Source organism: Streptomyces sp. NPDC040410 (assembly GCF_055595715.1).
On sequence record NZ_JBVIVK010000043.1, the window covers coordinates 1 to 22,575 of the forward strand.

The following is a 22,575-nucleotide window of genomic DNA, read 5'->3' on the forward strand; positions in this document are numbered from 1 at the left end:
GTCCTTCCGATGGAAGCGATAGAGCTCGACGACTTCCGGGCCCACCATGCCGGCCAGACCTACTGGTGCGGCGTTTGGCTGGGTGGGTGCGGGCACCAGCTCTTCACCAAGCTGTACACCGATCGCGCCTGCCACTTCGCTCACGGGCCGGATCCCGAGCACACCTCCGCCTGTGCCCGGAAGGCGGCCGGGGTCTCCAGCGCGGACCACCTGTACATCAAGCAGGGGCTGCTGGCCTGGATGGCGGAACAGGACGTCACCGCCACGGCCACCATCCCGCGCGAGGCTGACGGTTCGATCGGCCGGGAAGTGCTCTTCACCCCCGCTGGTCACACCGGCCTGCGGGTCCTGCTCTCCGAGTCCGCCGACTCTCCCGCACCTGCGGGAGAGGACTCCGCTCAGCGGGTGCTCGGCCCCAAGATGGCATCCGACCCGGACGTACTGCTGCGGCAAGGATACGTCAACCGCATCCAGCTCATCCCGGACGGCACCCGCCGCCGAATCCAGGTCGGAACCGAACGCCATGGCGGCACTACCGAGTGGTTCGACCTGCACGAGGTGGAGTTCACTGACGCTGGACTGACCACTCCTGCGGTCGAAGAAGTCCGCCGGCTGCGTACCACGCGGCGGCCCATCGGCGTGCAAGCGCCCAAGGCACCGCAGCAGACCCGGCCGACCGTACGGCCGACCAGTGAAGAGACGCACGGCATCCCCTCGCCCGACCGTGCGGCCGTCATGGCGGCTCTCGAACGGGCGGTCAGTGACGGGCGCAGCCGCACGGAGATCCGCCGCTGGTTGAACCAGGCAGAAGAGGTGACACACGGCGGGGCAACCGCCGAAGAGAACGGCCTAATCAGGGCAGCAGTAGACGCGCTGCTGAGGCTGGAACGAGCGGTCGGCCTTCCCACACCGCGCGAACCGACCTTTCAGGAGCGCAAGGCCCTGCAGAAGGTCCAGCGACTGCTGGGCGACCTCGCGGAGCGGAAGCGCCTCGGGTTTCCGATCATCACGCCCCACCAGCGCCGCCAGCTCGTCCAGGCCGCGGAACAGGCTTCCGCCTGGCTCACCGACGCCCAGCGCTCCCAGATCCAGGCCTGGCAGACAGCTCCGCCGGAGTCCCCACCCCCGCCGCGTGCCCCTCAGCCGCCGGTGCGTACCCGGGCGCCGCGCATTCCTCCTACGGCTCCCCGCTCCGCGCGCTTCGACGCGGCCGGCCTTGCCGACGCGGTCCGGGACGTCCTGGAGCACGCAGCCCGGCTGGGGAAGACCGTGGCCTTCGCCGATCTGTGTGCTCAGGTCAAGGACCTGGGGGAGTTGCCGGAGTCTGATCAGGTGCAGGTGCTTCGGCGGGTCAAGCCCACTGCTCGCCCCCGCAGTCCCAAACCCCAGCGCCCTGCCCTGCTCACCGCCCTGATCACCACCGAGGCAGGAACAATGCACCCGATCTACCGGCAGACGGCCAACCATGCAGGCCACCACCTGCCCCAGCAGGCCGACGGCGCGTGGACCGACACCGTCAAGATCCTTCACGACCGCTACGACAACCCATAGCGGCACTGCCCGCGGTGGACACTCGTGCGGCACCACGGCAAAGCACCAGGCCCCCACCACCGGTGAGGGCCTGCACCGGCCCGGGCAGACGAGTCGCATCGGCTCGTCTGGCGGTCTGCCGCTTGACTGCCTGAGCGACGTCCGGGTCCGTTGGGGAGGGCGGGGCGGCCTGGCGGTGGGCGGCAAGGGCACGGTGGTAGCCGTCGCTGGCCAACTCCTGTGTCTGCCCCGGCCCCTTGGCGCCTCCGTAGCCTGCGGGGCGACATCGTCCGTGGAGGGCGCGGGCAGAGTCCGGAGCGAAAAACTGCAGGCCGCGCACGACCTTACGGCCGGCCGACGCGTCACCACTCCCTGTCCCAGGGCCCGCGCCGGGCCCATCCGACTGCTCAACGAGACAGCCGGGACGCGCGCGGTGGGCCGAGCGGGGGAAGCAGCGGTGTCCGTCCGCGCGTCGGGCCTGTTGAACGCGGTATGCCGTCCTCACGTTCTCGCCGCCGTGCGCCGCGGCCGCCAGTTGTCACCCGCCCTCGCGCCCGGCTGACCGGCGAGTTCGCGCCGACCCGACCGTGTGTCATCACGCCTACCAGGTCGCAATCGACTTCGGCTTCGTGGCCGCCGACGCGATCGCCGACCTCCTCCCCCAGGAAGAGTCCTTCGCTTTGGCCAAGCGCATGAGGTTCTGCGACTGCGGCCGCCTCACCCTGGACGACGACGATCTCACCCGCCGGGCCTTGAGCACCGTGGCGGCCGTCAACATGACCGCTTGCCAGGCCCTGGTGCTCACCGCGATCGACTACGTCCACCGCACCTTCAGCTGCATGGGGGTCAGCGCCTTGATCCACGAACTGACCGAAGGCCACCGAGCGACCTTTGAGCCGGCTGCCCTGACCGCCCTCCTGGACCGCTTCCACGCGGCCCACCGCGCAGAACACGGCCACGCCGGTCACAGTCGGGTCCCTGACGCACCGGCTGCTGCTCGCCTGCCTTCCGGCCTTGTGCATGCCCGAACTGGCCGACTTGCCCAACCCGCAGGTGACCGCCCGCCGGACCCTGCACCACATCGCAAACCGCGTCCGCAGCAACCCGCGCCTGGCCACACTCGCCGCCGACCAGCTGCACGCGGCCGCCGACGCTCTCGTCACTCGCGGCCGGCTGCTCACCTGGTCCGACAAGCAGGAGGGCGACCACGAGTTCGACGGCCGCGTCCTCCGCCTCGCCGAGGACCTGGCCCTCCTCAGCGCCAACCCCGACCACCTCGCCGGGGCCTGCGCCCAGCTCGCCCGGCTGGTTCAGCCGACCGTCGTCTCCCCCACGCCGAGCCGGACCTGATCCGCGTCATCGACAACGTCGATCCCGACCACGACCGCCCGGCCCGGCTCCTGGAACGCACTACGAGCACTGCCGGGTCCAGGCCCTGGCCACCCTCGCCGCCAACCCGCACACCCCGCACGCCGCCGTCGCGGACGTCCTGAACGGGCTGCACCCCGCCGAACTGGCCTGGATCGCCGAGAAGGCCGGCGGCCCCGACTGGTTCCTGGACGTCATGCGCGACCTCGCCGAGTCCGGCATGACCATGGTCGTCGTCACCCACGAGATGGCTTCGCCCGCGAGGTCGGCGACAGCCTGGTCTTCATGGACGGCGGCGTGGTGGTCGAATCCGGTCACCCGCGGGAGGTACTGGCGAACCCACAGCACGAGCGGACGAAGTCCTTCCTGTCCAAGGTGCTCTGACAGTGCACACGGCGAGAGGCGGTAAGGCACTCCGTACCGCCCCTTTCACTGCCTTTCCTCGATAGCGATCCGGATGTGCACTCCACGATGGGCGCCGGAGCCGTGCAGGCGGTTCTGGCGGTCGCCGAGGAGACCAAGCAGGTCATATGAGCCAGCGGCTAGCTGGCGCTGCTCGCGGGGTGGAGGTGGTCCTCGGCCTCGGGCACCGCGTTGCGCAGGGCCGACAGCGTGGTGCCGAGCAGCGGATTGCTGTTCTCGGTGCGGTGCAGCGCCAGCACGGTGCGATGAGCGAAGCGTTCGGTGAGCCGGGTGGCGTCGATGCCTGCGGTGGCCGCGTGGCCGAGCGCGGGGACGACCGCCACCCCGAGGCGGGCGGAGACCAGTTCGCGTACCACGTCGTAGTCGTTGCTGCGGAAGGCGATGTCGGCGTCGAACCCGGCGGCCGCGCACAGCCGGATGAGAGCCTGTGCTCCGCCAGTGCCCTCGCGGCTGGTAATCCACCGGGCCCGGGACAGCCCGGGCAGGCCGACGTTCAGGCGGTTGCCGCTGGGGCGCAGGAGGAGGAGATCCTCGCGCAGCAGCGTATGGCGGGTCAGTTCGTCCGGCCATTGGCGCGGGCTCAGTGCGTACTCGTACACCAGGGCGAGGTCCAGCTCTCCCTGGCCGAGCGCGGTGACGAGTTCACCGGGCTCGCCCTCCGTCAGCTGGATCTGCGCCTTTGGATGGGTGGCGACCAGCGCGGCGAGGGCTGCGGGCACCAAGCGGACGCTCGCGGTGGGAAAGCTGCCGAGCCGCAGCCGTCCCGTGGCGCCGCTGGCGAGCTGCTGCACCTGGTAGTCCAGGTCGTCCAGGGCCGCCAGCACCGGGGTGCCGAGCTCGACCAGGCGGTGGGCGGCGGCGGTGGCGCGGATGCCGTGGGCCTCGCGCTCGAAGAGGACCAGTCCGGTCTCCTTCTCCAGCGCGGCGATCTGCTGGGAGACCGCGGAAGCGGTGTAGCCGAGGTCGCGGGCCGCGACGGCGAACGAACCACTACGGACGGCGGCCTTCAGGGTGAGCAGATGCAGAGGTCTCAGCAACGCGGGCTCCTTGGCGGGACGGGCCCTTGAGGATAAGCATTTGTGGCCCTGAAGCGTCAAACCTTTCGTGCTGCTGTGTCTTGTCGTGCCCCCGGTCCCCGGACATCGTGGACGGGGCCCGGTCGAAAGCGGTCGGTGCATGAAGGAGGAAGCGCGGTGACCACGACAGCACAGGGCGTTGGCGGCCTCGACACGGCGGCCGTGCTTGAGGCCCTCAGGCGAGGGAACTGCGGCGAGGTCGCCGGCGACGGGGGCGACGGGCCCAGTACTCGGCCGACGCCTCGAATTACCGTCAGGTCCCGCTGACCGTGGTCTTCCCGCGCGAGCGGCAGCATGTCCTCAACGCCGTCGAGGTCTGCCGTCGGCTCGGGGTGCCGATCACCTCGCGCGGGGCGGGCACCAGTACCTCGGGGCAGGCGGTGGGCCGCGGGGTGGTCCTCGATTTCTCCCGTCACTACAACCGGCTGATCGCCCTGGACCCACAGGAGCGGACCGCGACCGTGCAGCCGGGCATCGTCCTGGACGAACTGCAGCGGGCGGCTGCCGAACACGGCCTGCTGTTCGGTGCGGACCCATCGACGCACAGCCGCTGCACGCTGGGCGGCATGATCGGCAACAACGCCTGCGGAACGCACTCCGTGGCCTGGGGCCGGACGGCCGACAACGTCGTGGAACTGGAGGTCTTGACCTATCAAGGCACGATGCTGCGGATCGGCGAGATGACCGAGTCTGAGATCAGTACGGCCGTGGCCGCCGGCGGCGAACGCGGGGAGCTGATCGGCGCACTGCACCGGCTGGCCCGGAACAACCTGGCCGTGCTGCGCACCCGGCTGGGTCAGTTCCCCCGGCAGGTGTCGGGCTACGCGCTGGAGCACCTGCTGCCCGAGCGCCGCTTCAATCTCGCAAGAGCCCTGGTCGGCAGCGAAGGCACGCTGGCCGTGATTCTCTCGGCCAAGGTGCGCCTCATCTCCCCACCGCCCGCACGCGCCCTGGTGGTGCTGGGCTTTTGTGACGCGGTCGCCGCGGCGGAGGCCGTACCCGCCCTGCTGGACCACCAGCCGCTGGCACTGGAAGGGCTCGACCGTGCCCTGACCGACATCGTCACCAGGGCCGAGACTCGCACGGCCATAGACACCCTGCCCGCCGGCCAGGCCTGGCTGTTCACCGAGATCGGAGGCACGGCCGACGAACTTTCCGACCGGGCACGGGCGATTGCCGCACAGGCGCAACGAATCGCCGGCTGCACCGGCAGCGAGGTCGTCACTGACCCGGCCCGGGCTCGTCGGCTGTGGCGGATCCGTGAGGACGGCGCAGGCTTGGCCACCCGCCTGCCCGGGGGAGCCGAAGCATGGCCCGGGTGGGAGGACGCGGCGGTCCCGCCCGACCAACTCGGCTCCTACCTGACGCAGTTCACGGCGCTGCTGGAGCAGCACGGGCTGCACGGCGCCGTCTACGGGCACTTCGGTGAAGGCTGCCTGCATGTGCGCATCGACTTCGACTTCACCACCGAGCAGGGCACCGCGGTCTTCCGCGCCTTCCTCACCGACGCGGCCAAACTAGTAGCCGCGCACGGCGGTTCGCTTTCCGGCGAGCACGGTGACGGGCAGGCCCGCTCCGAACTCCTACCGCTGGTGTACGAGCCTGAAGTCATCGCCCTGTTCGAGGAGTTCAAGAACGTTTGGGACCCCGACAACGGCCTGAACCCGGGCATCATCGTGCAGCCTCGGGCCTTGGACGCCGACCTGCGCGTCAGCCCACAGCGCACGCCCCTGCCGCTGGCCACAGTTTTGCCGTTCCACGCCGACGACGGCGACTTCGCCAAGGCCACCCGCCGCTGCGTCGGCGTCGGCAAGTGCCGCTCTCACACGCCCCGCGGCAGCTTCATGTGCCCCAGCTACCGGGTCACCCGGGACGAGAAGGACTCCACCCGGGGCCGTGCTCGCCTGCTGTACGAGATGACCCAGGGCGATGTGATCACCGACGGCTGGCGCTCCACCGAGGTCCGCGACGCCCTCGACCTGTGCCTGTCCTGCAAGGGCTGCAGCGTCGACTGCCCGGTCGGCGTGGATGTGGCCGCCTACAAGTCCGAGTTCCTGCACCACCACTACCAGGGGCGCATCAGGCCCGCCTCGCACTACACCATGGGCTGGCTGCCCCTGCTCTCCCGCCCGGCGGCCCGCATGCCGCGGCTGGTCAACGCCCTCACCTCCTCCCCGGCGGCCCCGCTGATCAAACGGCTCGGAGGGATCGCCGCCGAGCGGGACATCCCCCGCTTCGCCGAGCAGACCTTCCTGTCCTGGTTCCGCCGCCGCGCGCCCCGGGGCGAGGGCCGGCGCGGCCCGGTCCTGCTGTGGGTCGACTCCTTCAACAACCACTTCACCCCCGAGGTCCTCATGGCCGGGGTGACCGTGCTGGAGAACGTCGGCTTCCAAGTCCAGGTCCCCAATGGCACCCAATGCTGCGGGCTGACCTGGATCACCACCGGCCAGCTCGGCATCGCCCGCCGCATCGCCGGGCGCACCACTAACACCCTGGCGCCTGCTGTCCGCGCCGGTACCCCTGTCGTCGGCCTGGAACCAAGCTGCACCGCAGCGCTGAAAAGCGATCTGCCCGAGCTTCTCGACGGCGACGAGGACGCCCGTCTCGTCGCCCGCTCCACCCTTACTCTCGCCGAACTCCTCGTCCAGCACGCGCCCGACTGGCAGGCCCCGCAACTGCGGGCTCACTCGATCAGCCAGACCCACTGCCACCAGCACGCCACCTCCGGCTTCGGCACCGACGGCACACTGCTGCGCCGCATGGGCGTCGACAACACCATCCTGGACTCGGGCTGCTGCGGCCTGGCCGGCAACTTCGGCTTCGAACGCGGCCACTACGAGGTGTCCGTCGCCGCAGGGGAACAGGTACTGCTGCCCGCCGTGCGGGCGGCCGCCCCGGACACGGTCGTCCTCGCCGACGGCTTCAGCTGCCGCACCCAGATCAGACAGCAGACCGACCGCACCGGCACCCACCTCGCCGAGCTCATCGCCGACGCACTGCCCTCTGACTCCGACAAAGGAAAAAGGAAGAATTCGTGACTGACGCACTCTCCCTCATCGACGACTGGGGCCCCGAGAAAATCGTCGTCGTCTCTCATCGCCGCACCGGCATGAAGGGCGTCCTGGTCATCGACAACACCGCCCGCGGCATCGGCAAGGGCGGCACCCGCATGAGCCCCGGCGTGACCGTCGACGAGGTGGCCCGCCTGGCCCGCGTCATGACATGGAAGTGGGCCGGTGTCGACCTCTTCTACGGCGGCGCCAAAGCCGGCATCGTCGCCGACCCCGCCTCCCCCGACAAAGAAGGCATCCTGCGTGCATTCGCCCGGGCACTGTCGAACGAAGTGCCGCGCGAGTACGTGATGGGCCTGGACATGGGACTGACCGAAAGCGACGCTGCCATGATCCAGGACGAGCTCGGCGACCGCGGCGCCGCCGTAGGCACGCCCGAGCACCTGGGCGGCGTGGCCTACGACAGACTCGGCGTCACCGGCTATGGCGTCGCAGAGGCCACGGACGCCGCCGCGCAGGTCCTGGACCTGCCCCTGGCTGGGTCCCGTGTGGCCATCCAGGGCTTCGGCGCCGTCGGCGCCGCAGCCGCCCGACGATTCGCCGAACTGGGGGCCACCATCGTCGCGGTGTCCACCGCTCACGGCGCAGTGCACAACCCCAGCGGTCTCAACGTCGAGCGTCTCCTGGCCGCCCGTGAAGAGCACGGCGACCACTTCGTCGCCCGCTCCGACCAGGGCACCGCGCTCACCACCCCCGGCGCGGAGCTCACCGTCGACTGCGACATCCTCGTGCCGGCGGCGCTGCAGGACGTCATCACCAGCAGCACGGCGCACCAGATCAAAGCAAAACTCGTCGTGGAAGGCGCCAATCTGCCCACCACCCCCGACGCCCAGGTCATCCTCGCCGAACGCGGCATCACCGTGCTCCCCGACTTCGTCGCTAACGCCGGCGGCGTCGTCGCGGCCGCCTTCGCGATGGACGCCCGCTACTCCGGCTTCCGGCCCGACACGTCCGAAATCTTCGCGACGATCTCGACGAAGCTGCGAGCCAACACCACAACCGTCATCACAGAGGCCCAGCGGCGGGAGACCACTGCGCACGCCGCCGGGCGCGCGCTGGCCGAGGAACGGGTCCGTACCGCCATGCGCAGCAAGGGGCGCATCCCCCTCAGCTGAACGCCGGCGGCTGGCGGCCTGGGGCCGGGGGCTTCGGCCGTACTGCCCGCAGCGGACCACCACTGCGCGGAGTCCAGCGTGAACCGCAAACTCGCCGCGCCGTCGTCGTTCTGCGAGTTCCACGCCCGCCACGGAGCGCCGCTCGGCGACCCGATGGTGGCGACGCTGTGGGCGGACGACTCACTGCACATCATCGCTGCCGCCCCTTTTCGGGCCGCTGCCACCAGGGAACGGGCCCATCGCCGCGCTGCGGCGCGTGGACGCTGCCGGGCAGCCCGTCTCCTTCGACGCCGGCGCCTGTGAGACCGGCGTCTCGCGATCGCTCCTGTCCCTGCTGGGTGATCCGGACACGCTGGGCGCGGCTCCGGGTGGTCGGCGCATCCTGAAGGCGATGGGCCACCCGCCCGCGCTGTCGCGGCGCCGGGTGAAGGACCGGCCGCTACTGCCCCGCGAGGTCGATGCCGAGCTGGTGCCGGCGATGTGGAAGCGGGCGGCGTCCCCCAGCGCCAAGCTGCCGCAGGGTGCGCTCGGCCGGGATGTGTACGTGGTGTACGTGGTGTGCGTGCTGGAGCAGCTGCACCGTGCCCTCCGCGACGTGTTCGCCCCCCCGTCGAACCGGTGGGCGGACCCGCGTGCCCGGCTGCTGGACGGCCCGCAGTGGGAGCGATGCGCGCGGACGTGCTGGCGAGGCTGTCCCTGACCGAAGACGGCGGCGACCATCTGGCCCAGCTCGCCCAGGACCTGATGCGGCGTGGCGGCAGATGGCCGACCGGCTTCAGGAGGCCGGCGACGACGCGAAAGTGGAGATCGTCGTTCCCGGACGGTGGCCGTGCCCGCCTGTCGGTGGACAAGCTCGGCGCGGTGGGCGAGCCGGAGTCGCTGACCTGGCTGAAGACCACCGCGGAGGCCATGCTCCCCCGGATGGACGTCCGATATCGCGTTCTTTGCGGGGCGCTCGGGGCTTGCTTCAGCGTGGTGCTGGCCTCCATCGACGGCATGCCCGCCCGCCTTACTGCCGGCGGTCGCCGCCGGTCGTCGGTGCGGGTCCGCCGGTCGCGGCCCATGCTCCCAGAGGCTGGTCCGGCACGTTCTCGTCGGCGTCCTCCGTCTTGTAAATGGCCAGGCCGCGGGACTGGTAGTCGGTGAGTGCGGCGGGGCCGTCGAGGGTGCAGGTGTGCACCCATACGCGCGCGACGGGCGGGAGGCCGGTGCGGTCGGGGAGGGTCCAGGCGGCAGCGATGCCGTGTTCAAGGAAGCAGCCGCCGAGGCGGCGACCGAGCGCCTGTTCGGCAAGCCCGAAGTAGAGGATCTCGACGTGCGTGCCGTCCGCTTCGACGAGGGGTGGAGTTGCACGTAGCCCATAGGGACGCCCTCGCTGTAGAGGATCCAGAACTCAACGCCGGGCACGTCCAGCTCGTCAGCCCACTGCTGTCGCGTCCAGCCCAGCCGGTCGGTCCAGTTCCAGTTCCCGCCGACCAGCGCGTAGAGGAAACGGGCGAACTCCGGAGTGATCCCGGTGGCCCGGTCAAGGCGCACACCCTCGGGGAAGGGGCGGGGGGCCCGCGCGCTGGGCTCGAGCATCTGCAGGGACCAGGTCGTAACGTTCATCGGCGTTCTTCCGTACGGGGTCGGAGGGCGGGTGCTACCGGATGACGACGCGGACGAAGCGGGCCGTCGTGGTTCCGGTGTTGCGGTAGGAGTAGCGCTGCGCGGTGGAGTAGAGGCTGTGCCGGCCGGCCACGAGATCAACGCGGGCGTCGTCGCGGTCCAGGCGGATCTGTCCCTCGATGACGAGCACCATCTCGTGCCAGCCCTGCGGGTCGGGCTGCGCTTCATACGCATCGCCGGAGGCGAGTGACCACGACCACAGCTGCGCCTCGCGGCCTGCCGGCGCGGAACCGAGGAGGGCCGCCATGCTCTCGGGTGCCTGTCCCCGCCATGCGACCGCGTTGATTTCTGTCTGAGACAGCTCTGCCGCGGGGACCCTCACGCCGAGGGCCTCCGCGTTCATCACGGCCCTCTACGTGCCCCTCGTACCCATCCTGCAGTGGCTCCTCCTTCACAAACGGCCTGGCGGGACAACCCTCGCGGGCGTCGCGTCGCGTTCCTGGGGAGCGGTGCATCACCTCCCGTCACCCGCCACGGCTACAGCGGCAACTGAGCGGCGAAGTTCGCGAAGCCCGGCACTCGACGGACAAGTACTCCCCCCTGCGCCAGCGGCGCGGAGGAAGGGACCAGTGGTAGTAGCGCCACTGGTCCCTTCCTCCGCGCCGGCTCAACATGCCTTCCGGGTGGCCGACGCTACGAAGCTGCGGGCGGTGCCTTGCCCCTTCCTGTCGCGATATCCCCAGCTAGCTTGCGGTTTCAGAGGAAGCTGACGTTCTGTGCCAGAGCAAGCCGGCCGGAGTAGTTGATGGTGTTGGTGGCCGGCCGCATGTACGCGCGCCAGGCGTCGGAGCCCGACTCGCGGCCGCCGCCAGTCTCCTTCTCCCCGCCGAAGGCGCCGCCGATCTCTGCGCCGGAGGTGCCGATGTTGACGTTGGCGATGCCGCAGTCGGAGCCCTCGGCGGAGAGGAAGAGCTCGGCTTCCTGCTGGTCGCGGGTGAAGATGCTGGAGGACAGGCCCTGGGGGACGTCGTTGTGCAGGGCGATGGCCTCTTCCAGCGTGTCGTAGGTCAGGACGTAGAGGATCGGCGCGAAGGTCTCCTCACGTACGACGTCGCTCTGGTCGTCGACGCGGACGATGACCGGTTCGACGTAGGCGGCGCGCGGCGCGGCCTCGGCCAGCCGGCGCTCTCCGCCGACCAGGATCTTGCCGCCCTGTGCCCGGGCCCGGGTGATGGCGTCCTGCATGCCGTCGAGGGCCTTGGCGGAGATGAGCGGTCCGACGAGGGTGTTCTCGTCGAAGGGATCGCCGATGGGGAGCTTGGCGTACGCGGCCGTGAGCCGTGCGACGAGCGTGTCGGCGATGTCGCGGTGGACGATCAGACGGCGCAGGGTGGTACAGCGCTGGCCTGCGGTGCCGGCCGCGGCGAAGACGATGCCCTGCACGGCGAGGTCGAGGTCAGCCGAGGGGGCGACGACGGCGGCGTTGTTGCCGCCGAGCTCCAGCAGGCTGCGGCCGAAGCGGGCGGCGACGCGGGGGCCGACCTCGCGGCCCATGCGGGTGGAGCCGGTGGCGCTGATGAGGGCGACGCGGGGATCGTCCACGAGCTTCTCGCCGATCGTGCGGTCGCCGAGCAGGAGACGGTGTACGTCCCGGGGTGCTCCGGTCTCCTCGGCGGCCTGTGCCAGCAGCCGGTCGCAGGCGAGGGAGATGAGCGGGGTGAGTTCGGACGGTTTCCAGATCACCGTGTCGCCGCAGGCCAGGGCCACGGCGGTGTTCCAGGACCACACGGCGGCCGGGAAGTTGAATGCGGAGATGACGCCGACGACACCGAGCGGGTGCCAGGTCTCGGCCAGGCGGTGACCGGGGCGCTCCGAGGCGATGGTGCGGCCGTAGAGCTGGCGGGACAGGCCGACCGCGAAGTCACAGATGTCGATCATCTCCTGGATCTCGCCCAGCGCCTCCGAGCGGATCTTGCCCGCTTCGATGGTGATGAGGTCGGCCAGCTCGCTCTTGTGCTCACGCAGCAACTCGCCCAGGCGGCGCACGAGTTCGCCGCGGCGCGGGGCCGGGGTGGTGCGCCAGGTGAGGAAGGCCTCGCGAGTGGCCTCGATGGCTTCCTCGGTGTCGGCTGCGGTCGCGGCCGTCAGGCTGAAGAGGTCCTCGCCGGTGATCGGCGTACGTGCCTGGAAGTCGGCGCCTTCGGAGACGGTGACGCCGATACGTTCCAGGCTCGTACGGGCGCGGGCGCGCAGGTCGTCTGTGGCGGGCAAGGTGGTGCTGGCGGTCATGTGGCGTCCTTAAGGAGTGGGAAGGGCGGCGCGTCAGCGGAGCGGGGTCTGCAGCCCCAGTTCCCCGGCGACCTCGTCCAGGGAAAGGTTCTGCTGCTGCTCATAAAGAGCGAAGGGGTCGAGGACCTGGCGGTCGATGGCGCCGGAGAGCCAGGCGGCGTCGTAGGCCGTGCCTTCCTGGTCGTTGTCCCGTGAGCCCTCGCCGCTGAGGTTGGACTGGAAGATGCCGGCGGCGGAGCGGGGCAGGAAGTCCTCGTAGACGATGGGCTCGGCCCGTATCCAGCCCTGGTCCAGCAGGTCGCCGAGGGCGGCGGGCGGGCGGCTGCCGTCGTGCGGCCGGTCGGGGGCGATGTGGTAGGTGAAGTACGCCAACCCCTGTGCGGCGAGCTCGCGTTCGGTGCCGGGGACGTGTTCGGCCCAGACGGCGCTGGTGAGTTCGGGCCGTTCCGCGGTGGGATGCTGGGCCGCCTGCTGGTCCACGAGGGTGAGCAGGTGGTCGTAGAGCGCACGGCCCTCGCGGGTCACGGCGATGCCGCGGGCCTCGACCTCGCCGAACCTCACCCGCAGCGCCCCGCTGACCACACTGCCGTCCGCGTCGCGCAGGGCACGCGGTTCGGCCATGGCGCGGAAGGACGTCTGGCGCAGCAGGATGTCGGGACCCTTCCAGCGGGGCGGTCCCTGGATGGTGGCGATCATCTCGATGCCGCGCTCGGTCATCCGGCGGTAGAGCTCATCGATGTCCAGGACACGGGGGGTGAGATGGTTGATGTGGGTGCTGCGGACACCGCCGATGTCCGCAGCGACGGCGGAGATCCGCTCCAGGGTCTCGTACCACGCCTTGTCGATCGGCTCGGTCGACAAGGCGAAGGCAGCTACGGCGAGTTGAAGGAACCGTTCGGCGTCCTCGTCGGGCAGTTCACGCTCGGCCTCCGCGCGGTCGGCCAGGGCGAGCAGCTCCGGCGGGAAGAGCTCGCGGGCGGCGAGGAAGGTCTCTAGGCGGCCGCGCAGTTCGTCGTCGAAGAAGCGGGGGTCGGCCGGGGTGAGCATGGAGGTGAATACGCGGAAGGGGTTGCGGGCCAGCTCCTCGCCGTCGACCGGCCGGAACGCGGTCGACACGACAGGCACCGAGCTGGCGGCGGCCTCGCGCAGGTCGTAAAAACCCACCGGGTGCATGCCCAGCGCGCCGAAGACGCGGGCGACCTGACTCAGCTCGGCGGGGGTGCCGACGCGGATGGCGCCGTGGCGTTCCGCGGTCACGCGGCCGATGGAGCCCAGCCGTTCGGCATCCGCGCCCTGCGCGCACAGGACGTCCTCATTGACCTCGCGTGAGACCTCCACGAGCGTGGTGTAGGCGGGGACCTCCCTTCCGTACATCTCGGAGAGCCGGGCGGCGAAGGCGGCGCGCAGCTGCCACTGGCTGATCATCGAGCTTTCTGCCTTTCCATGAGAGGGGAGTCACATCAGGGATTGCCGGACGCAAGCCCTCGGCGGGGAGCGGTGATCCCGGTGAGCGTCTCCGTCCGGACAGAGGTCTCGACGCGTTCTCGCCAACCGGCCCGCAGCGCGCGGGAGGCGGCCTGGCGTAGGCCGATACCACAGGCGAGGAGAGAGCCTCTGGTGCGTGGGCGCTGAGTGCTGTCTTGCCCCACACTGCCTTTCACTCATCGATCACGGTCAAGAGGGCTCCTTTTCACTATGGGCGTGGGCCACACGACGAGCAAGGGCCAGCAGCACGAGAGATTTGACGCGGCAGGCCCAAAAATTCTTACGCTCGCCCGGCGTGCTGAAGTTGGTGAGCGGATGCGGCGGCAGAGGGCGCGGCTGCTGCGGGCCTCAGGCAGGCGACCTGATGACCACCGCGCCGAAGAGGCGCAGTGGTATCTCGAGTGCTCCACTATCCGGTACCTCACGAGCGACGGCTCCTGTGCGCGGTGAGGCTTACCGTGCGGTCACCGCCTGGGCCAGCGCGCGGTCGAGGACATCGGCGGCGCGGCGGGCCTGCTCCATCCCCAGCACCAGGGGCGGCTTGATCTTCAGCACGTTGTCGCCCGGGCCGTCGGTGGACAGCAGCACGCCGTCTCGCTTTGCGGCCTCTACCACGCGCTTCGCCAGTGCACGGTCGGGCTCCTTGCTGGCGCGGTCGACGACGAGGTCCACGCCGAGGAACAGGCCCCGCCCGCGGACGTCACCGATCGCCGGGTGGTGCTCGGCCATCGCGGACAGCCGCTGCTGCAGGTAGCCGCCGACCCGCGCGGCGTTGGCCATCAGCCGCTCGTTCTCCACCACGTCCAGCACGGCCAGCGCGGCCGCGCACGACACCGGGTTGCCGCCGAAGGTGTTGAAGTACTCCATCCCGGTCCGGAACCGGCGTGCGACCTCGGGAGTGGTCACCACCGCGGCGATGGGGTGGCCGTTACCGCTCGGCTTGCCCAGGGTGACGATGTCGGGCACCACGCCGTGCCGCTCGAAGGCCCACATGTGCTCACCGACCCGGCCGAAGCCGCACTGCACCTCGTCGGCGATACACAGGGCACCGACTGCGCGCGCCGCGGCGTAAGCAGCCGGCAGGTAACCGTCGGCGAGCTCGATCTGCCCGGCGCAGCTGAGAACCGACTCATGGATGAAGGCAGCCGGCGCAGCGCCCGCAGCGGACAGATCGGCGCACTGTGCCCGGACGTGCTCGGCGTAGCGCGGACCGTCCGATCCGAACGCGCCGCGGTAGGGGTCGGGCACATCGCAGACCCGCACTCGTTCCCCCGGCCCGGTCCCGCCGGGACGGTTGAACTTGTAGGGGCTGATCTCGACCAGCGAGCTCAGGTTGCCGTGATAGGCCCAGTCCAGCGACAGCATGTGCTCCCGGCCGGTCGCGGTGCGGGCCAGACGCAGAGCGAGGTCGTTCGCCTCACTGCCCGAGTTCGTCAGCATCACCACGTTCAGCGGGTCAGGGAAAGTGGCGGCGAGCCGACGCGCGTACTCGGCGATGTTCGCGTGCAGGTAGCGGGTGTTCGTGTTCAGCCTTCCCGCCTGCTCCCTGATCGCAGAGACCACCTGCGGGTGGCAGTGGCCCACATGGCAGACGTTGTTCACCAGATCCAGATACCGCCTGCCGTACGCGTCGATCAGCTCCGCGCCCTCCCCTCCCGTGATGTGCAGCGGCTCGGCGTAGCTCAGCGACAGGGAGGGAGAGAGGTTCGCGGCACGCCGCGCGGCGATCTGCTCGGCGTCGCGGTGCGGGACGACGGCCGTGTTCCCCGGTGCGCGCAGCACGAGGTTCGGGTTGGGACAGATGCTCTGCCATACGTCGGCCTCGCTCGGACGGACCGCCCCGGGCAGATCTGTGGAACGGCCGAGCAACGTGGTGAACAGCTGGACGTGGATGTGCGGGGGCCACCCCCCGTTCTCCGCCGTCCAGCCGATCCATCCGATCGTCTCGCCCCGGCGCACCGGGTCACCGGCGCGCAGCCGCTCGACGCTGTGCCGGTCGAGATGGCCGACCAGCAGCCAGAACGGTGTGCCGCTGCCGGTGCGGTGTTCGAGCAGCACGACACCGCCGTAGTCGTAGTCCGCGTCGCGGAACTCGACGGCCTCTACCTTGCCGTCGAACGGGGCGAACACCGGCGCACCTGCGGCGTCGAACAGGTCGATCGCCACATGCACGCTGCGCCGCTCGCCGCCGGGTGCGCCTGCGAAGGCGTCCGAGCGGTAGACCACGCGGTCCTCGCGGTAGCGGCCGAGAGTGAGCGTGCCCCCGCGCGCGGCGCGGTCCGCGGCGATTGCCGCGTCCACCGCCTCGGCACCGCGCCCGATGTGCAGCTCGGGGGGGCCGTGCGCGCTCCAGTCGATGGTGTGGATCCGCGCTGTGGCCGGGTCGGTGCGGAGCATGGGGGCGGGGTCGCAGGCCGCGGAGCGCAGCCAGGAGACGATCTCCCGCTCCACGGGTATCGGGCGGTACCCGCAGGCGTCGCGGAGTCGGGCGACGAGCAGCTCGCGTGGCTCGGCGGAGAGCACCTTCACCAGCTCGCGGATCTGCGGCTGGCTGCTGTCCAGATACTCGTTGTCCGGGTCGGCGGCACGCTGCTCGACGTTGTTGGCGATACTCATCGCCAGCCGGGCGTTGATCAGATCCGGCAGCAGCCGCAGCTCCGTGGCCGACAGCGGGGCCTCGGTGTGGTACCCGGCGATCACTGCGCACGCTGCTGCGACCGGATCGGGCTGCCCGAGCTGGGCGTAGGCCACGGCCACGGCGAGCCCGCACACCCGCGGGGCGCGTACCACGTCGCCGAAGTCGATGAGGGTGATCCGCCCGTCGGCGTCCAAGAGAATGTTGTTCTCGTTGGCGTCGTTGTGGATCGCCTGCTGCGGCAGCGTGCGCAGCTCCGGCATCAGCTCGCCGAGCCGGGCGAGGGCGCTCGCGGTGAACTCCCGCTCGCTCTCGGCGACGCGCGGCACCGCGCGTTCGAGTTCGACCGCACGCAGCGGGTGCCAGCGGAAGTCACGGTCCAGCTCGGAGTGCTCGAATCCAGCGAGCGTCCTGTCCAGTGCCGCCACTGCGGAGCCCAGGGCCCGCAATCTGCGCAAGTCCGCCGGACCGGCCTGCGACCACAGGACCCCCGGAACCCACTCCAGCAGGTGCACGGTCCGCTTCTCCCCGCAGACGGTCGCCGTTGTCGCCGCCACCAGCGCGGCCGAGGGCACGGCTGATCGGCAACCTGCCAGGTGCCCCAACAGCGCCTCCTGGAACTCGATCTCCGCAGGGCTCGCCTCGGCCGAGTAGATCTTGAGCAAGTACCGCGGCCGCCCCCCGACGTCCAGCCGCGTGTTGCTGTCACGTTCGCCGGGCAGCGGCGCGGCCTCGGCGTGGATGTCGAACAGTTCCGCGGCAAACGCGGCAAGTCCAGTGGTGTCCATAAGCTGGAAGCTAGGTCTCGGGTGTTCAACATGTCGATGGGAACCTGCGCCACACCACCAAAGAATGCAAGAATCAATCATATGGATGAGATTGACCGCAGAATCTTGCATGAACTGGTGAGAGACGCCAGAGCCTCCCTCGAGCATCTTGGGCGACTGTCCGGGCTTGCCCCGTCCTCCGTCAAACGACGCATCGCCCGGCTGGAGGAGTCCGGTGTGATCCGCGGGTACACCGTGCAACTCAACCACCGAGCCCTTGGGGTGGGCGTGAAGGCGCTGCTCGCGGTCTACGTAGCGCCCGGCACCTCGCGAGAGTCGTTGATCGCCTCACTCAGCAAGGAAGAGGAGATCGTGCGGGCCTGGACGACGGCTGGCCAATCCGACGCACTGGCCCTGGTGCACGTGCGCGACACCGACCACCTCGAGGAGGTGATTCTTCGGTTGCAGCGCATGCCGGGATTCGCACATACACGCACCCAGATCCTGCTCACCGACCTGGTGAACCGGGGCGGCTGAGCAGACCATCTGCAAAGCACCGGGACCGCACAGCTACGGCGAGCGCTCCTGCGCGGCCATGGAGCCCGGGGGTGAGTAGTTGCGGTACAGAAAGTGCCGCTGAGATTGATCTTGGTGTGCTGGGGCTACTTCCGGCGGGCTTCGAGCTGGCGGGGTACGGCGCCCACGCGGAGTTCCCGGAGGTCGGGGATGTGGTTGTACAAGGTGCCCGGGGAGACGCCGAGAAGCTTGGCGATCGAGGTGATCGAGCGGCCGGGGTCGGGGAGGAGGTCACGGGCGGCGCGGATGACTTCGTCCGTGGCGACGCTGGGGCGTCCGCCGACCCGGCCGCGGGCGCGGGCGGCGGCCAGGCCCTCGTTGGTGCCGATGACGATGAGCTCGCGGATGAACTCCGCCAGGGCGGCGAACACGTGGAAGACGAGCCGGCCGCCGGGGGTGGTGTCGAGGTTCTCATGGAGCGAAGTGAAGCCGATCCCGCGCCCGCGCAGCTCGGCGACCATGTTGATGAGGTCCTGGAGGATGCGGCCGTAGCCGTCGAGCGAGGGGACGACGAGGGTGTCGCCGGGGTCGAGGAAGGTGTGGCACGCCTTCAGCTCGGGGCGGAGCGCGTTCTTGCCGGACTTCTTGTCCGCGAAGATCTTCCGGCACCCGGCGGCGGTGAGCGCGTCGAGCTGTCGTTCCAGCTACTGCCCGCCAGGTCGAGACCCGGGCGTACCCGATCTTGATCTCGGTGCGGATGAGGGGCTCGGCGACGAGGAGGCCCGGCTCGTCGGCCGGTGCGAGGGCGGTCATGGCCCCGGACCAGGCGTACCCACTGATCGGACGTGAGCTTGGGCCGGAAGGTGTCCGCGGGCCTCGAGCGCACCCGCGGATCGGGATGCGCCACGGCGGCGTCGAGTACGGCGGGCCGGTCGCAGCCGCGCAGGAAGCCCACCTCCACATCCAGCAGCCGGATCAGCAGCTCGTCCGGCGCAGCCGGATTGGACCCGATCCCCTCCGCCCAGTGCAAAGGCCATGTTGGCTGGCAGGGCACCGCCGCCCACACCTCGGCGCGCTCGACCTCCGTCTCGCGGCCGGCGGCCTCGGCGGCCTCCTCCAGCCGCTCCGGCAGTCGGTCGAGGGCCGTCACCCGAGGCCCGTCCGCGCCGGGCACCTCCGCCAGCAGCACCTGCCCGTCGAGGGAGAGCGCCACGAACCCGGGGTCACCTGTCAGCCCCGGCACACCGTCGCCGGCGGAGCGGACCCGGGTCCACCAGGAGTCGTTGCCGCCGATCCGGTGTCCGAGGACGGCCACCAGGAACTCGCCGTCGGCACCTGCAAGGCGGCGCCACCACTCGGCGTTGAGCGCTTCCCGGACCGCGCCGTCCGGCGCCGCGATCCCCCGTGCGATCCGCCAGCCGGCTTCCGGCGGGAACAGACCGCCCGGGCGCACGTCCTCGACAACCGTGAGTCCGGCGCTTGGGAGCAGTTCGTGGAGTTCCTCTCGGCGTTGCACGCGGTCATGATCCCCGCCGACTCGCGGTGGGACAAGGCCCTCAGCCCAGGCGCAACCGGCCCTCACCCGCGTACACGTCATTGGCTGCGATGCCGTTCGGCCCCGCCCGGGCGGCTCGAGTTGGCCCCACTAGGCACTGTTTCTCGGATCTCCGTACATGCGTGGGGTGTTGGGGCCAGGCTGGCTGCATGGGACGTGGAGACCTGACGAACGCGGAGTGGGAGCAGCTGGAGTCGTTCTTACCTCGTGGTGGTGCCCGTGGAGGGCGCTGGAGTGATCACCGGCGGGTGATCAACGGAGTGCTGTACCGGGTGCGGACGGGGGTGCAGTGGCGGGATCTGCCGGAGCGGTTCGGGCCGTGGGAGACGGTCTACAAGCGCCATCGTCGCTGGTCAGCCGACGGGACGTGGGAGATGCTGCTGTCGATTCGTGCGTGCGGCCGGGCAGCGCTCGCGAGAACCACAGCGGTGTCCCGTCCGGAGCGGCCACGACCTGCACGTTCATCCCGTGACGGCGGTGTTTCGTTGAGTAGTACGGTTCGTCCGCCGCGATGCGGTCGGTGGCGATCATAGTGCCGCCGAGGGTGCGAACGCCTCCGGGGGCGACTCGCGCAGGGCCTCGTGCAGGCTCGGAGCGCACTCGGCGGGGAGCTCGACCGTCTCGCTCACGTACCGGCCGGCGGTGGCGGTGGAGAGTCCAAACCCTGCAGCGACCTGAGCCAGGGTCTCGTTCTTGCGGTGCACCAGGACGAGCAGTGCCTGGCGGAAGCAGCCCAGCTTGCGCCAGCGGGAGCTCAGCTCACCCCTTCGGGCGTCGATGAGCCAGGAAACGTGCTCAACGACCTCGTGCGGGACGTCGAGCATGGCACGACACGAGACCAACAGGGCTCCTGTGTCGAGACGTTGGCGAGTGAGATCACCAGCCGCAACGACCAGGAGCCCTGCCCCGTTACGGGCCCAACCACCACCCGTCATCACCCTCGGACCACAGGATGACAAGCCTTCATTGATTCTGGCCGGTGGCGATCCTCAAAGCAGCCGTCACCTCGTGCGACATCCAGCCTGCGGACGGCATCGACCTCATCCACCGAGATCTCCTGAGTAGTTTTCCCCTACTGACCGGTGATCATCCTGTGCAGACTCTTGGGACGGGAGCAATCTCTCAACCCGGCATGCCGAGACGACAGGAGGAGACCGACATGCGCAGACCCGACGGACACCAGCCCAGCTACCCGGCATTCACCGCCCGATTTCCCGAGGCGACCCAATCCGTCGTCCTCGCCCAGTTCGCGGTCCAGGGCGAGGACCTGGACGCCGTGACAGGCGCCTGCAAGAAGTTGGATGCCCTGTTAGGCGCCGAGCACGGCCCCCGGCACCTTGACCGGATGCGTCCGGTCCAGCAGGACGGGCAACACACGAGAATCGCGCTGGCCTACTGGGACAGTGCCGAAAGCCACCGGGAGTGGTGGGCCTCACCACCGGTGCGCGATTGGTGGCAATCGCTCCCCGAGGACGGCCCCCTGGCCTTCTGGCGGGAGGTCGCCACCAGCCCGGTGCGCCGTTTCGAGACGCTCCACTCGGGTGAGTGGCATGACAACGGAGTCTCGCACTTCACGCCCATAGAAGTCACCGAGGAACACGACTACTGGGGCAGCATGCGCGACCGTATTCACGACTCCCGGGACAGCGAACTGGACCCTGCCTTTCCGGTTTTTCAAGCCCAGGCTGCGGGCAGTGGCAGCCAGGGGCGGCGGATCCGGTTCAGCAACCCCGACAACCTGTGTTTCATCCGCACTGCCCAGGACTGGTCGCACTGCGGGGAAGCCGAGCACGCCACCTACATCCGCGAGGTGGCACCCACGCTGCGCGCCGGCGCAGAGTACATCGCGAACGGTCACGGCACGGGCTGCACCGCCGCTGTCTACGTCCAGGAGCTGAACGCGGACTGGTCGCAGCCGCAGGACAGGACCTGCGTCCTCGCCTGGTGGGTGTCACTGGCCCACCTGGAGGAGTGGACAGTGAAACCCCCACCCACCAAGCCATCTTCGGCGCCTTCCACCGGATGCTGAGGCACCACGATTTCCGGCTCGACCTGCGGCTGTGGCACGAAGTGTGCGTACTGCCCGCCGGCGCCGCCGAGTTCGAGTACATCAACTGCCCTCCTGGCACCAGCCTGCTGGGCGTCCTGCCCGCCGCCTCGTTCTGACCAGTCCAGAAACCCGCCCCATCTCACCTGCTCCCCTGCCATACCAGCGAAATTCCCGATATGAACCCGCTCTCCTCCCCGAGACCACTCACCGCAAGGCGCATAGGCAGGAGCACGGCCGCGGCGATCGCCGCCGCGCTGCTGCTCGGCTCTGCCACCGCATATCATCGCCGCCTACACCCAGCTCCGGCTCGCCCGCTCTCTGGCCCAAGACCTACGGCACCCATGGGTGAAACCGGCCGCACCCGGCCGGCTCACCCCGGCCCGGGTCCGCCGGACGTTTCGGAACCTCCGCCAGCACATGCCGAGGCTGTCGCACGGCTCCTGCCCGGTGAAGGTCAAGAGCGATTCGTTGTTCGGTTCCGAGGATCAGGGTGGCGTCTGAATCTTGGTTTGTGGGGCGGAACTTCTTGTCGCGCGACCGTGAACGTGATCTTGAGATGCCGCGGGATGTGCGGGACTGGCTGCCGCCCGAGCACCTGTGTTGGAAGGTGCTCGACGTCGTCGAGCTACTTGACCTATCGGCGTTCGAGTACAGCTACCGTGACGACGGGTGGGGCGGGGTGGCCTACCCTCCCGGGAGCCTGATTGCGTTGCTCCTGTACTGCTACAGCAAGGGAGTGCGTTCCTCCCGTCGCATCGAGCAGGCTTGCTGGGACGACGTGGGCTGCCGAATCAACACCGCGAACCGCCGAGTGGACCACTCCACCGTCGCGCGGTTCGTACGACGCCACCGTGCCGCCTTGAACTTGCTGTTCGTGCAGGTGTTGTCGCTGTGCGGCCGACGTGGCCTGGTCGATCTTTCGGCGGTGGCCGTGGACGGCTCACCGATGGAGGCGAACGCCTCACGCGACGCCAACCAGCGGCTCCACCGCCTGAGAAGCTGTTGTCTTTCCGGGCTTGAGGACAGCGTTTTCGCTGGTCGGGCGTAGTCTCGATGATCCTGTGGGAGTGGTGGTCTGTTGTGTCGC

At 69.9% G+C, this 22,575-nt stretch carries 19 protein-coding genes and 4 pseudogenes; 13 read left to right on the top strand and 10 right to left on the bottom strand.

The window, feature by feature from the left end:
* Nucleotides 1-1,551, top strand: a 1,551-nt coding sequence (locus ACZ562_RS37565) for a serine/threonine-protein kinase (RefSeq protein WP_471189034.1), incomplete at its 5' end; no start/stop codon positions are given.
* Nucleotides 1,552-1,937: 386 nt separating this feature from the next.
* On the opposite strand, the gene ACZ562_RS37570 is transcribed toward ACZ562_RS37565, so the two are convergent.
* Nucleotides 1,938-2,498: a hypothetical protein gene (locus tag ACZ562_RS37570; protein ID WP_471189036.1), complete on the bottom strand. Its 561-nt coding sequence runs from the start codon at nucleotides 2,496-2,498 to the stop codon at nucleotides 1,938-1,940.
* A 52-nt stretch (nucleotides 2,499-2,550) separates the two neighbouring features.
* On the opposite strand from ACZ562_RS37570, the gene ACZ562_RS37575 reads away from it, so the two are divergent.
* Nucleotides 2,551-2,880 (top strand): hypothetical protein, encoded by a 330-nt coding sequence (locus ACZ562_RS37575; protein ID WP_471189039.1) that lies wholly within the window; start codon nucleotides 2,551-2,553, stop codon nucleotides 2,878-2,880.
* A 205-nt stretch (nucleotides 2,881-3,085) separates the two neighbouring features.
* Nucleotides 3,086-3,282 (top strand): annotated as a pseudogene (locus ACZ562_RS37580) (ectoine/hydroxyectoine ABC transporter ATP-binding protein EhuA); the annotation flags it as partial.
* A 158-nt stretch (nucleotides 3,283-3,440) separates the two neighbouring features.
* Here ACZ562_RS37580 and ACZ562_RS37585 read toward each other — a convergent pair.
* Entirely contained in the window at nucleotides 3,441-4,358 is a 918-nt protein-coding gene (locus ACZ562_RS37585) for a LysR family transcriptional regulator (protein ID WP_471189041.1), read from the bottom strand.
* 308 nt (nucleotides 4,359-4,666) lie between these two features.
* Here ACZ562_RS37585 and ACZ562_RS37590 point away from each other — a divergent pair, with 308 nt between their 5' ends.
* The 3 genes from ACZ562_RS37590 to ACZ562_RS37600 all read left to right on the top strand — a co-directional run bounded on the left by ACZ562_RS37590 (nucleotide 4,667) and on the right by ACZ562_RS37600 (nucleotide 9,283).
* The gene (locus ACZ562_RS37590; protein WP_471189044.1) at nucleotides 4,667-7,435 is read left to right on the top strand and encodes an FAD-binding and (Fe-S)-binding domain-containing protein; all 2,769 of its coding nucleotides are present in this window, start codon (nucleotides 4,667-4,669) and stop codon (nucleotides 7,433-7,435) included.
* The gene (locus ACZ562_RS37595; protein ID WP_471189046.1) at nucleotides 7,432-8,583 is read left to right on the top strand and encodes a Glu/Leu/Phe/Val family dehydrogenase; all 1,152 of its coding nucleotides are present in this window, start codon (nucleotides 7,432-7,434) and stop codon (nucleotides 8,581-8,583) included. The genes ACZ562_RS37590 and ACZ562_RS37595 overlap by 4 nt, the downstream gene beginning before the upstream one ends.
* A gap of 256 nt (nucleotides 8,584-8,839) precedes the next feature.
* Entirely contained in the window at nucleotides 8,840-9,283 is a 444-nt protein-coding gene (locus ACZ562_RS37600) for a hypothetical protein (protein ID WP_471189049.1), read from the top strand.
* 309 nt (nucleotides 9,284-9,592) lie between these two features.
* Here the strand turns inward: ACZ562_RS37600 and ACZ562_RS37605 are convergent, their stop codons facing one another.
* Nucleotides 9,593-9,763: a hypothetical protein gene (locus tag ACZ562_RS37605; protein ID WP_471189051.1), complete on the bottom strand. Its 171-nt coding sequence runs from the start codon at nucleotides 9,761-9,763 to the stop codon at nucleotides 9,593-9,595.
* Here ACZ562_RS37605 and ACZ562_RS37610 point away from each other — a divergent pair.
* On the top strand, nucleotides 9,758-9,940 hold the full coding sequence (locus tag ACZ562_RS37610; protein ID WP_471189054.1) for a hypothetical protein: 183 nt from the start codon (nucleotides 9,758-9,760) through the stop codon (nucleotides 9,938-9,940). The two genes, ACZ562_RS37605 and ACZ562_RS37610, sit on opposite strands and share 6 nt — an antisense overlap.
* A gap of 285 nt (nucleotides 9,941-10,225) precedes the next feature.
* Here the strand turns inward: ACZ562_RS37610 and ACZ562_RS37615 are convergent, their stop codons facing one another.
* The 4 genes from ACZ562_RS37615 to ACZ562_RS37630 all read right to left on the bottom strand — a co-directional run bounded on the left by ACZ562_RS37615 (nucleotide 10,226) and on the right by ACZ562_RS37630 (nucleotide 17,388).
* Nucleotides 10,226-10,594: a cupin domain-containing protein gene (locus tag ACZ562_RS37615; RefSeq protein WP_471189057.1), complete on the bottom strand. Its 369-nt coding sequence runs from the start codon at nucleotides 10,592-10,594 to the stop codon at nucleotides 10,226-10,228.
* Between the two features lie 353 nt (nucleotides 10,595-10,947).
* On the bottom strand, nucleotides 10,948-12,480 hold the full coding sequence (gene amaB, locus ACZ562_RS37620) for an L-piperidine-6-carboxylate dehydrogenase (RefSeq protein ID WP_471189059.1): 1,533 nt from the start codon (nucleotides 12,478-12,480) through the stop codon (nucleotides 10,948-10,950).
* 33 nt (nucleotides 12,481-12,513) lie between these two features.
* The gene (gene hglS, locus ACZ562_RS37625) at nucleotides 12,514-13,905 is read right to left on the bottom strand and encodes a 2-oxoadipate dioxygenase/decarboxylase (RefSeq protein ID WP_471189062.1); all 1,392 of its coding nucleotides are present in this window, start codon (nucleotides 13,903-13,905) and stop codon (nucleotides 12,514-12,516) included.
* A gap of 513 nt (nucleotides 13,906-14,418) precedes the next feature.
* Complete coding sequence (locus ACZ562_RS37630) at nucleotides 14,419-17,388, bottom strand: aminotransferase class III-fold pyridoxal phosphate-dependent enzyme (protein WP_471189064.1); 2,970 nt, start codon at nucleotides 17,386-17,388, stop codon at nucleotides 14,419-14,421.
* Nucleotides 17,389-17,418: 30 nt separating this feature from the next.
* Here ACZ562_RS37630 and ACZ562_RS37635 point away from each other — a divergent pair, with 30 nt between their 5' ends.
* Nucleotides 17,419-17,904 carry an Lrp/AsnC family transcriptional regulator gene (locus ACZ562_RS37635; protein ID WP_471189067.1) on the top strand — a complete coding sequence of 162 codons (486 nt, stop codon included), beginning with the start codon at nucleotides 17,419-17,421 and terminating at the stop codon, nucleotides 17,902-17,904.
* Nucleotides 17,905-18,029: 125 nt separating this feature from the next.
* Here ACZ562_RS37635 and ACZ562_RS37640 read toward each other — a convergent pair whose 3' ends face one another.
* Together ACZ562_RS37640 and ACZ562_RS37645 are read right to left on the bottom strand one after the other, a co-directional pair.
* Nucleotides 18,030-18,587, bottom strand: a complete 558-nt coding sequence (locus ACZ562_RS37640; protein WP_471189079.1) for a recombinase family protein — start codon at nucleotides 18,585-18,587, stop codon at nucleotides 18,030-18,032.
* On the bottom strand, nucleotides 18,494-19,399 hold the full coding sequence (locus tag ACZ562_RS37645) for a hypothetical protein (protein WP_471189069.1): 906 nt from the start codon (nucleotides 19,397-19,399) through the stop codon (nucleotides 18,494-18,496). Before ACZ562_RS37645 ends, ACZ562_RS37640 begins: the two co-directional genes overlap by 94 nt.
* 188 nt (nucleotides 19,400-19,587) lie before the next feature.
* Between ACZ562_RS37645 and ACZ562_RS37650 the strand changes: the two are divergent.
* Nucleotides 19,588-19,821: pseudogene (locus ACZ562_RS37650) on the top strand (transposase); the annotation flags it as partial.
* Here ACZ562_RS37650 and ACZ562_RS37655 read toward each other — a convergent pair.
* Nucleotides 19,814-20,262: pseudogene (locus tag ACZ562_RS37655) on the bottom strand (transposase family protein); the annotation flags it as partial. The pseudogenes ACZ562_RS37650 and ACZ562_RS37655 overlap by 8 nt on opposite strands.
* A gap of 335 nt (nucleotides 20,263-20,597) precedes the next feature.
* Here ACZ562_RS37655 and ACZ562_RS37660 point away from each other — a divergent pair.
* From ACZ562_RS37660 to ACZ562_RS37675, 4 genes and pseudogenes are all read left to right on the top strand, one after another.
* Nucleotides 20,598-21,467 (top strand): phenylacetaldoxime dehydratase family protein, encoded by an 870-nt coding sequence (locus ACZ562_RS37660; RefSeq protein ID WP_471189071.1) that lies wholly within the window; start codon nucleotides 20,598-20,600, stop codon nucleotides 21,465-21,467.
* Nucleotides 21,461-21,604, top strand: coding sequence for a phenylacetaldoxime dehydratase family protein (locus tag ACZ562_RS37665; protein WP_471189073.1), 144 nt, complete (start codon nucleotides 21,461-21,463; stop codon nucleotides 21,602-21,604). Before ACZ562_RS37660 ends, ACZ562_RS37665 begins: the two co-directional genes overlap by 7 nt.
* 163 nt (nucleotides 21,605-21,767) lie before the next feature.
* Nucleotides 21,768-21,914, top strand: a pseudogene (locus ACZ562_RS37670) (NF041680 family putative transposase); the annotation flags it as partial.
* A gap of 85 nt (nucleotides 21,915-21,999) precedes the next feature.
* On the top strand, nucleotides 22,000-22,536 hold the full coding sequence (locus ACZ562_RS37675) for a transposase (RefSeq protein ID WP_471189076.1): 537 nt from the start codon (nucleotides 22,000-22,002) through the stop codon (nucleotides 22,534-22,536).
* Nucleotides 22,537-22,575 lie beyond the last annotated feature (39 nt).

Excerpts from the sequence above, each read along its gene's own strand:
- ACZ562_RS37635 (WP_471189067.1), top strand. The coding sequence starts at position 17,419 with ATGTCGATGGGAACCTGCGCCACACCACCAAAGAATGCAAGAATCAAT.
- ACZ562_RS37575 (WP_471189039.1), top strand. The coding sequence starts at position 2,551 with ATGCCCGAACTGGCCGACTTGCCCAACCCGCAGGTGACCGCCCGCCGG.
- ACZ562_RS37660 (WP_471189071.1), top strand. The coding sequence starts at position 20,598 with ATGCGCAGACCCGACGGACACCAGCCCAGCTACCCGGCATTCACCGCC.
- amaB (WP_471189059.1), bottom strand. The coding sequence starts at position 12,480 with ATGACCGCCAGCACCACCTTGCCCGCCACAGACGACCTGCGCGCCCGC.
- ACZ562_RS37630 (WP_471189064.1), bottom strand. The coding sequence starts at position 17,388 with ATGGACACCACTGGACTTGCCGCGTTTGCCGCGGAACTGTTCGACATC.
- hglS (WP_471189062.1), bottom strand. The coding sequence starts at position 13,905 with ATGATCAGCCAGTGGCAGCTGCGCGCCGCCTTCGCCGCCCGGCTCTCC.
- ACZ562_RS37615 (WP_471189057.1), bottom strand. The coding sequence starts at position 10,594 with ATGAACGCGGAGGCCCTCGGCGTGAGGGTCCCCGCGGCAGAGCTGTCT.
- ACZ562_RS37665 (WP_471189073.1), top strand. The coding sequence starts at position 21,461 with ATGCTGAGGCACCACGATTTCCGGCTCGACCTGCGGCTGTGGCACGAA.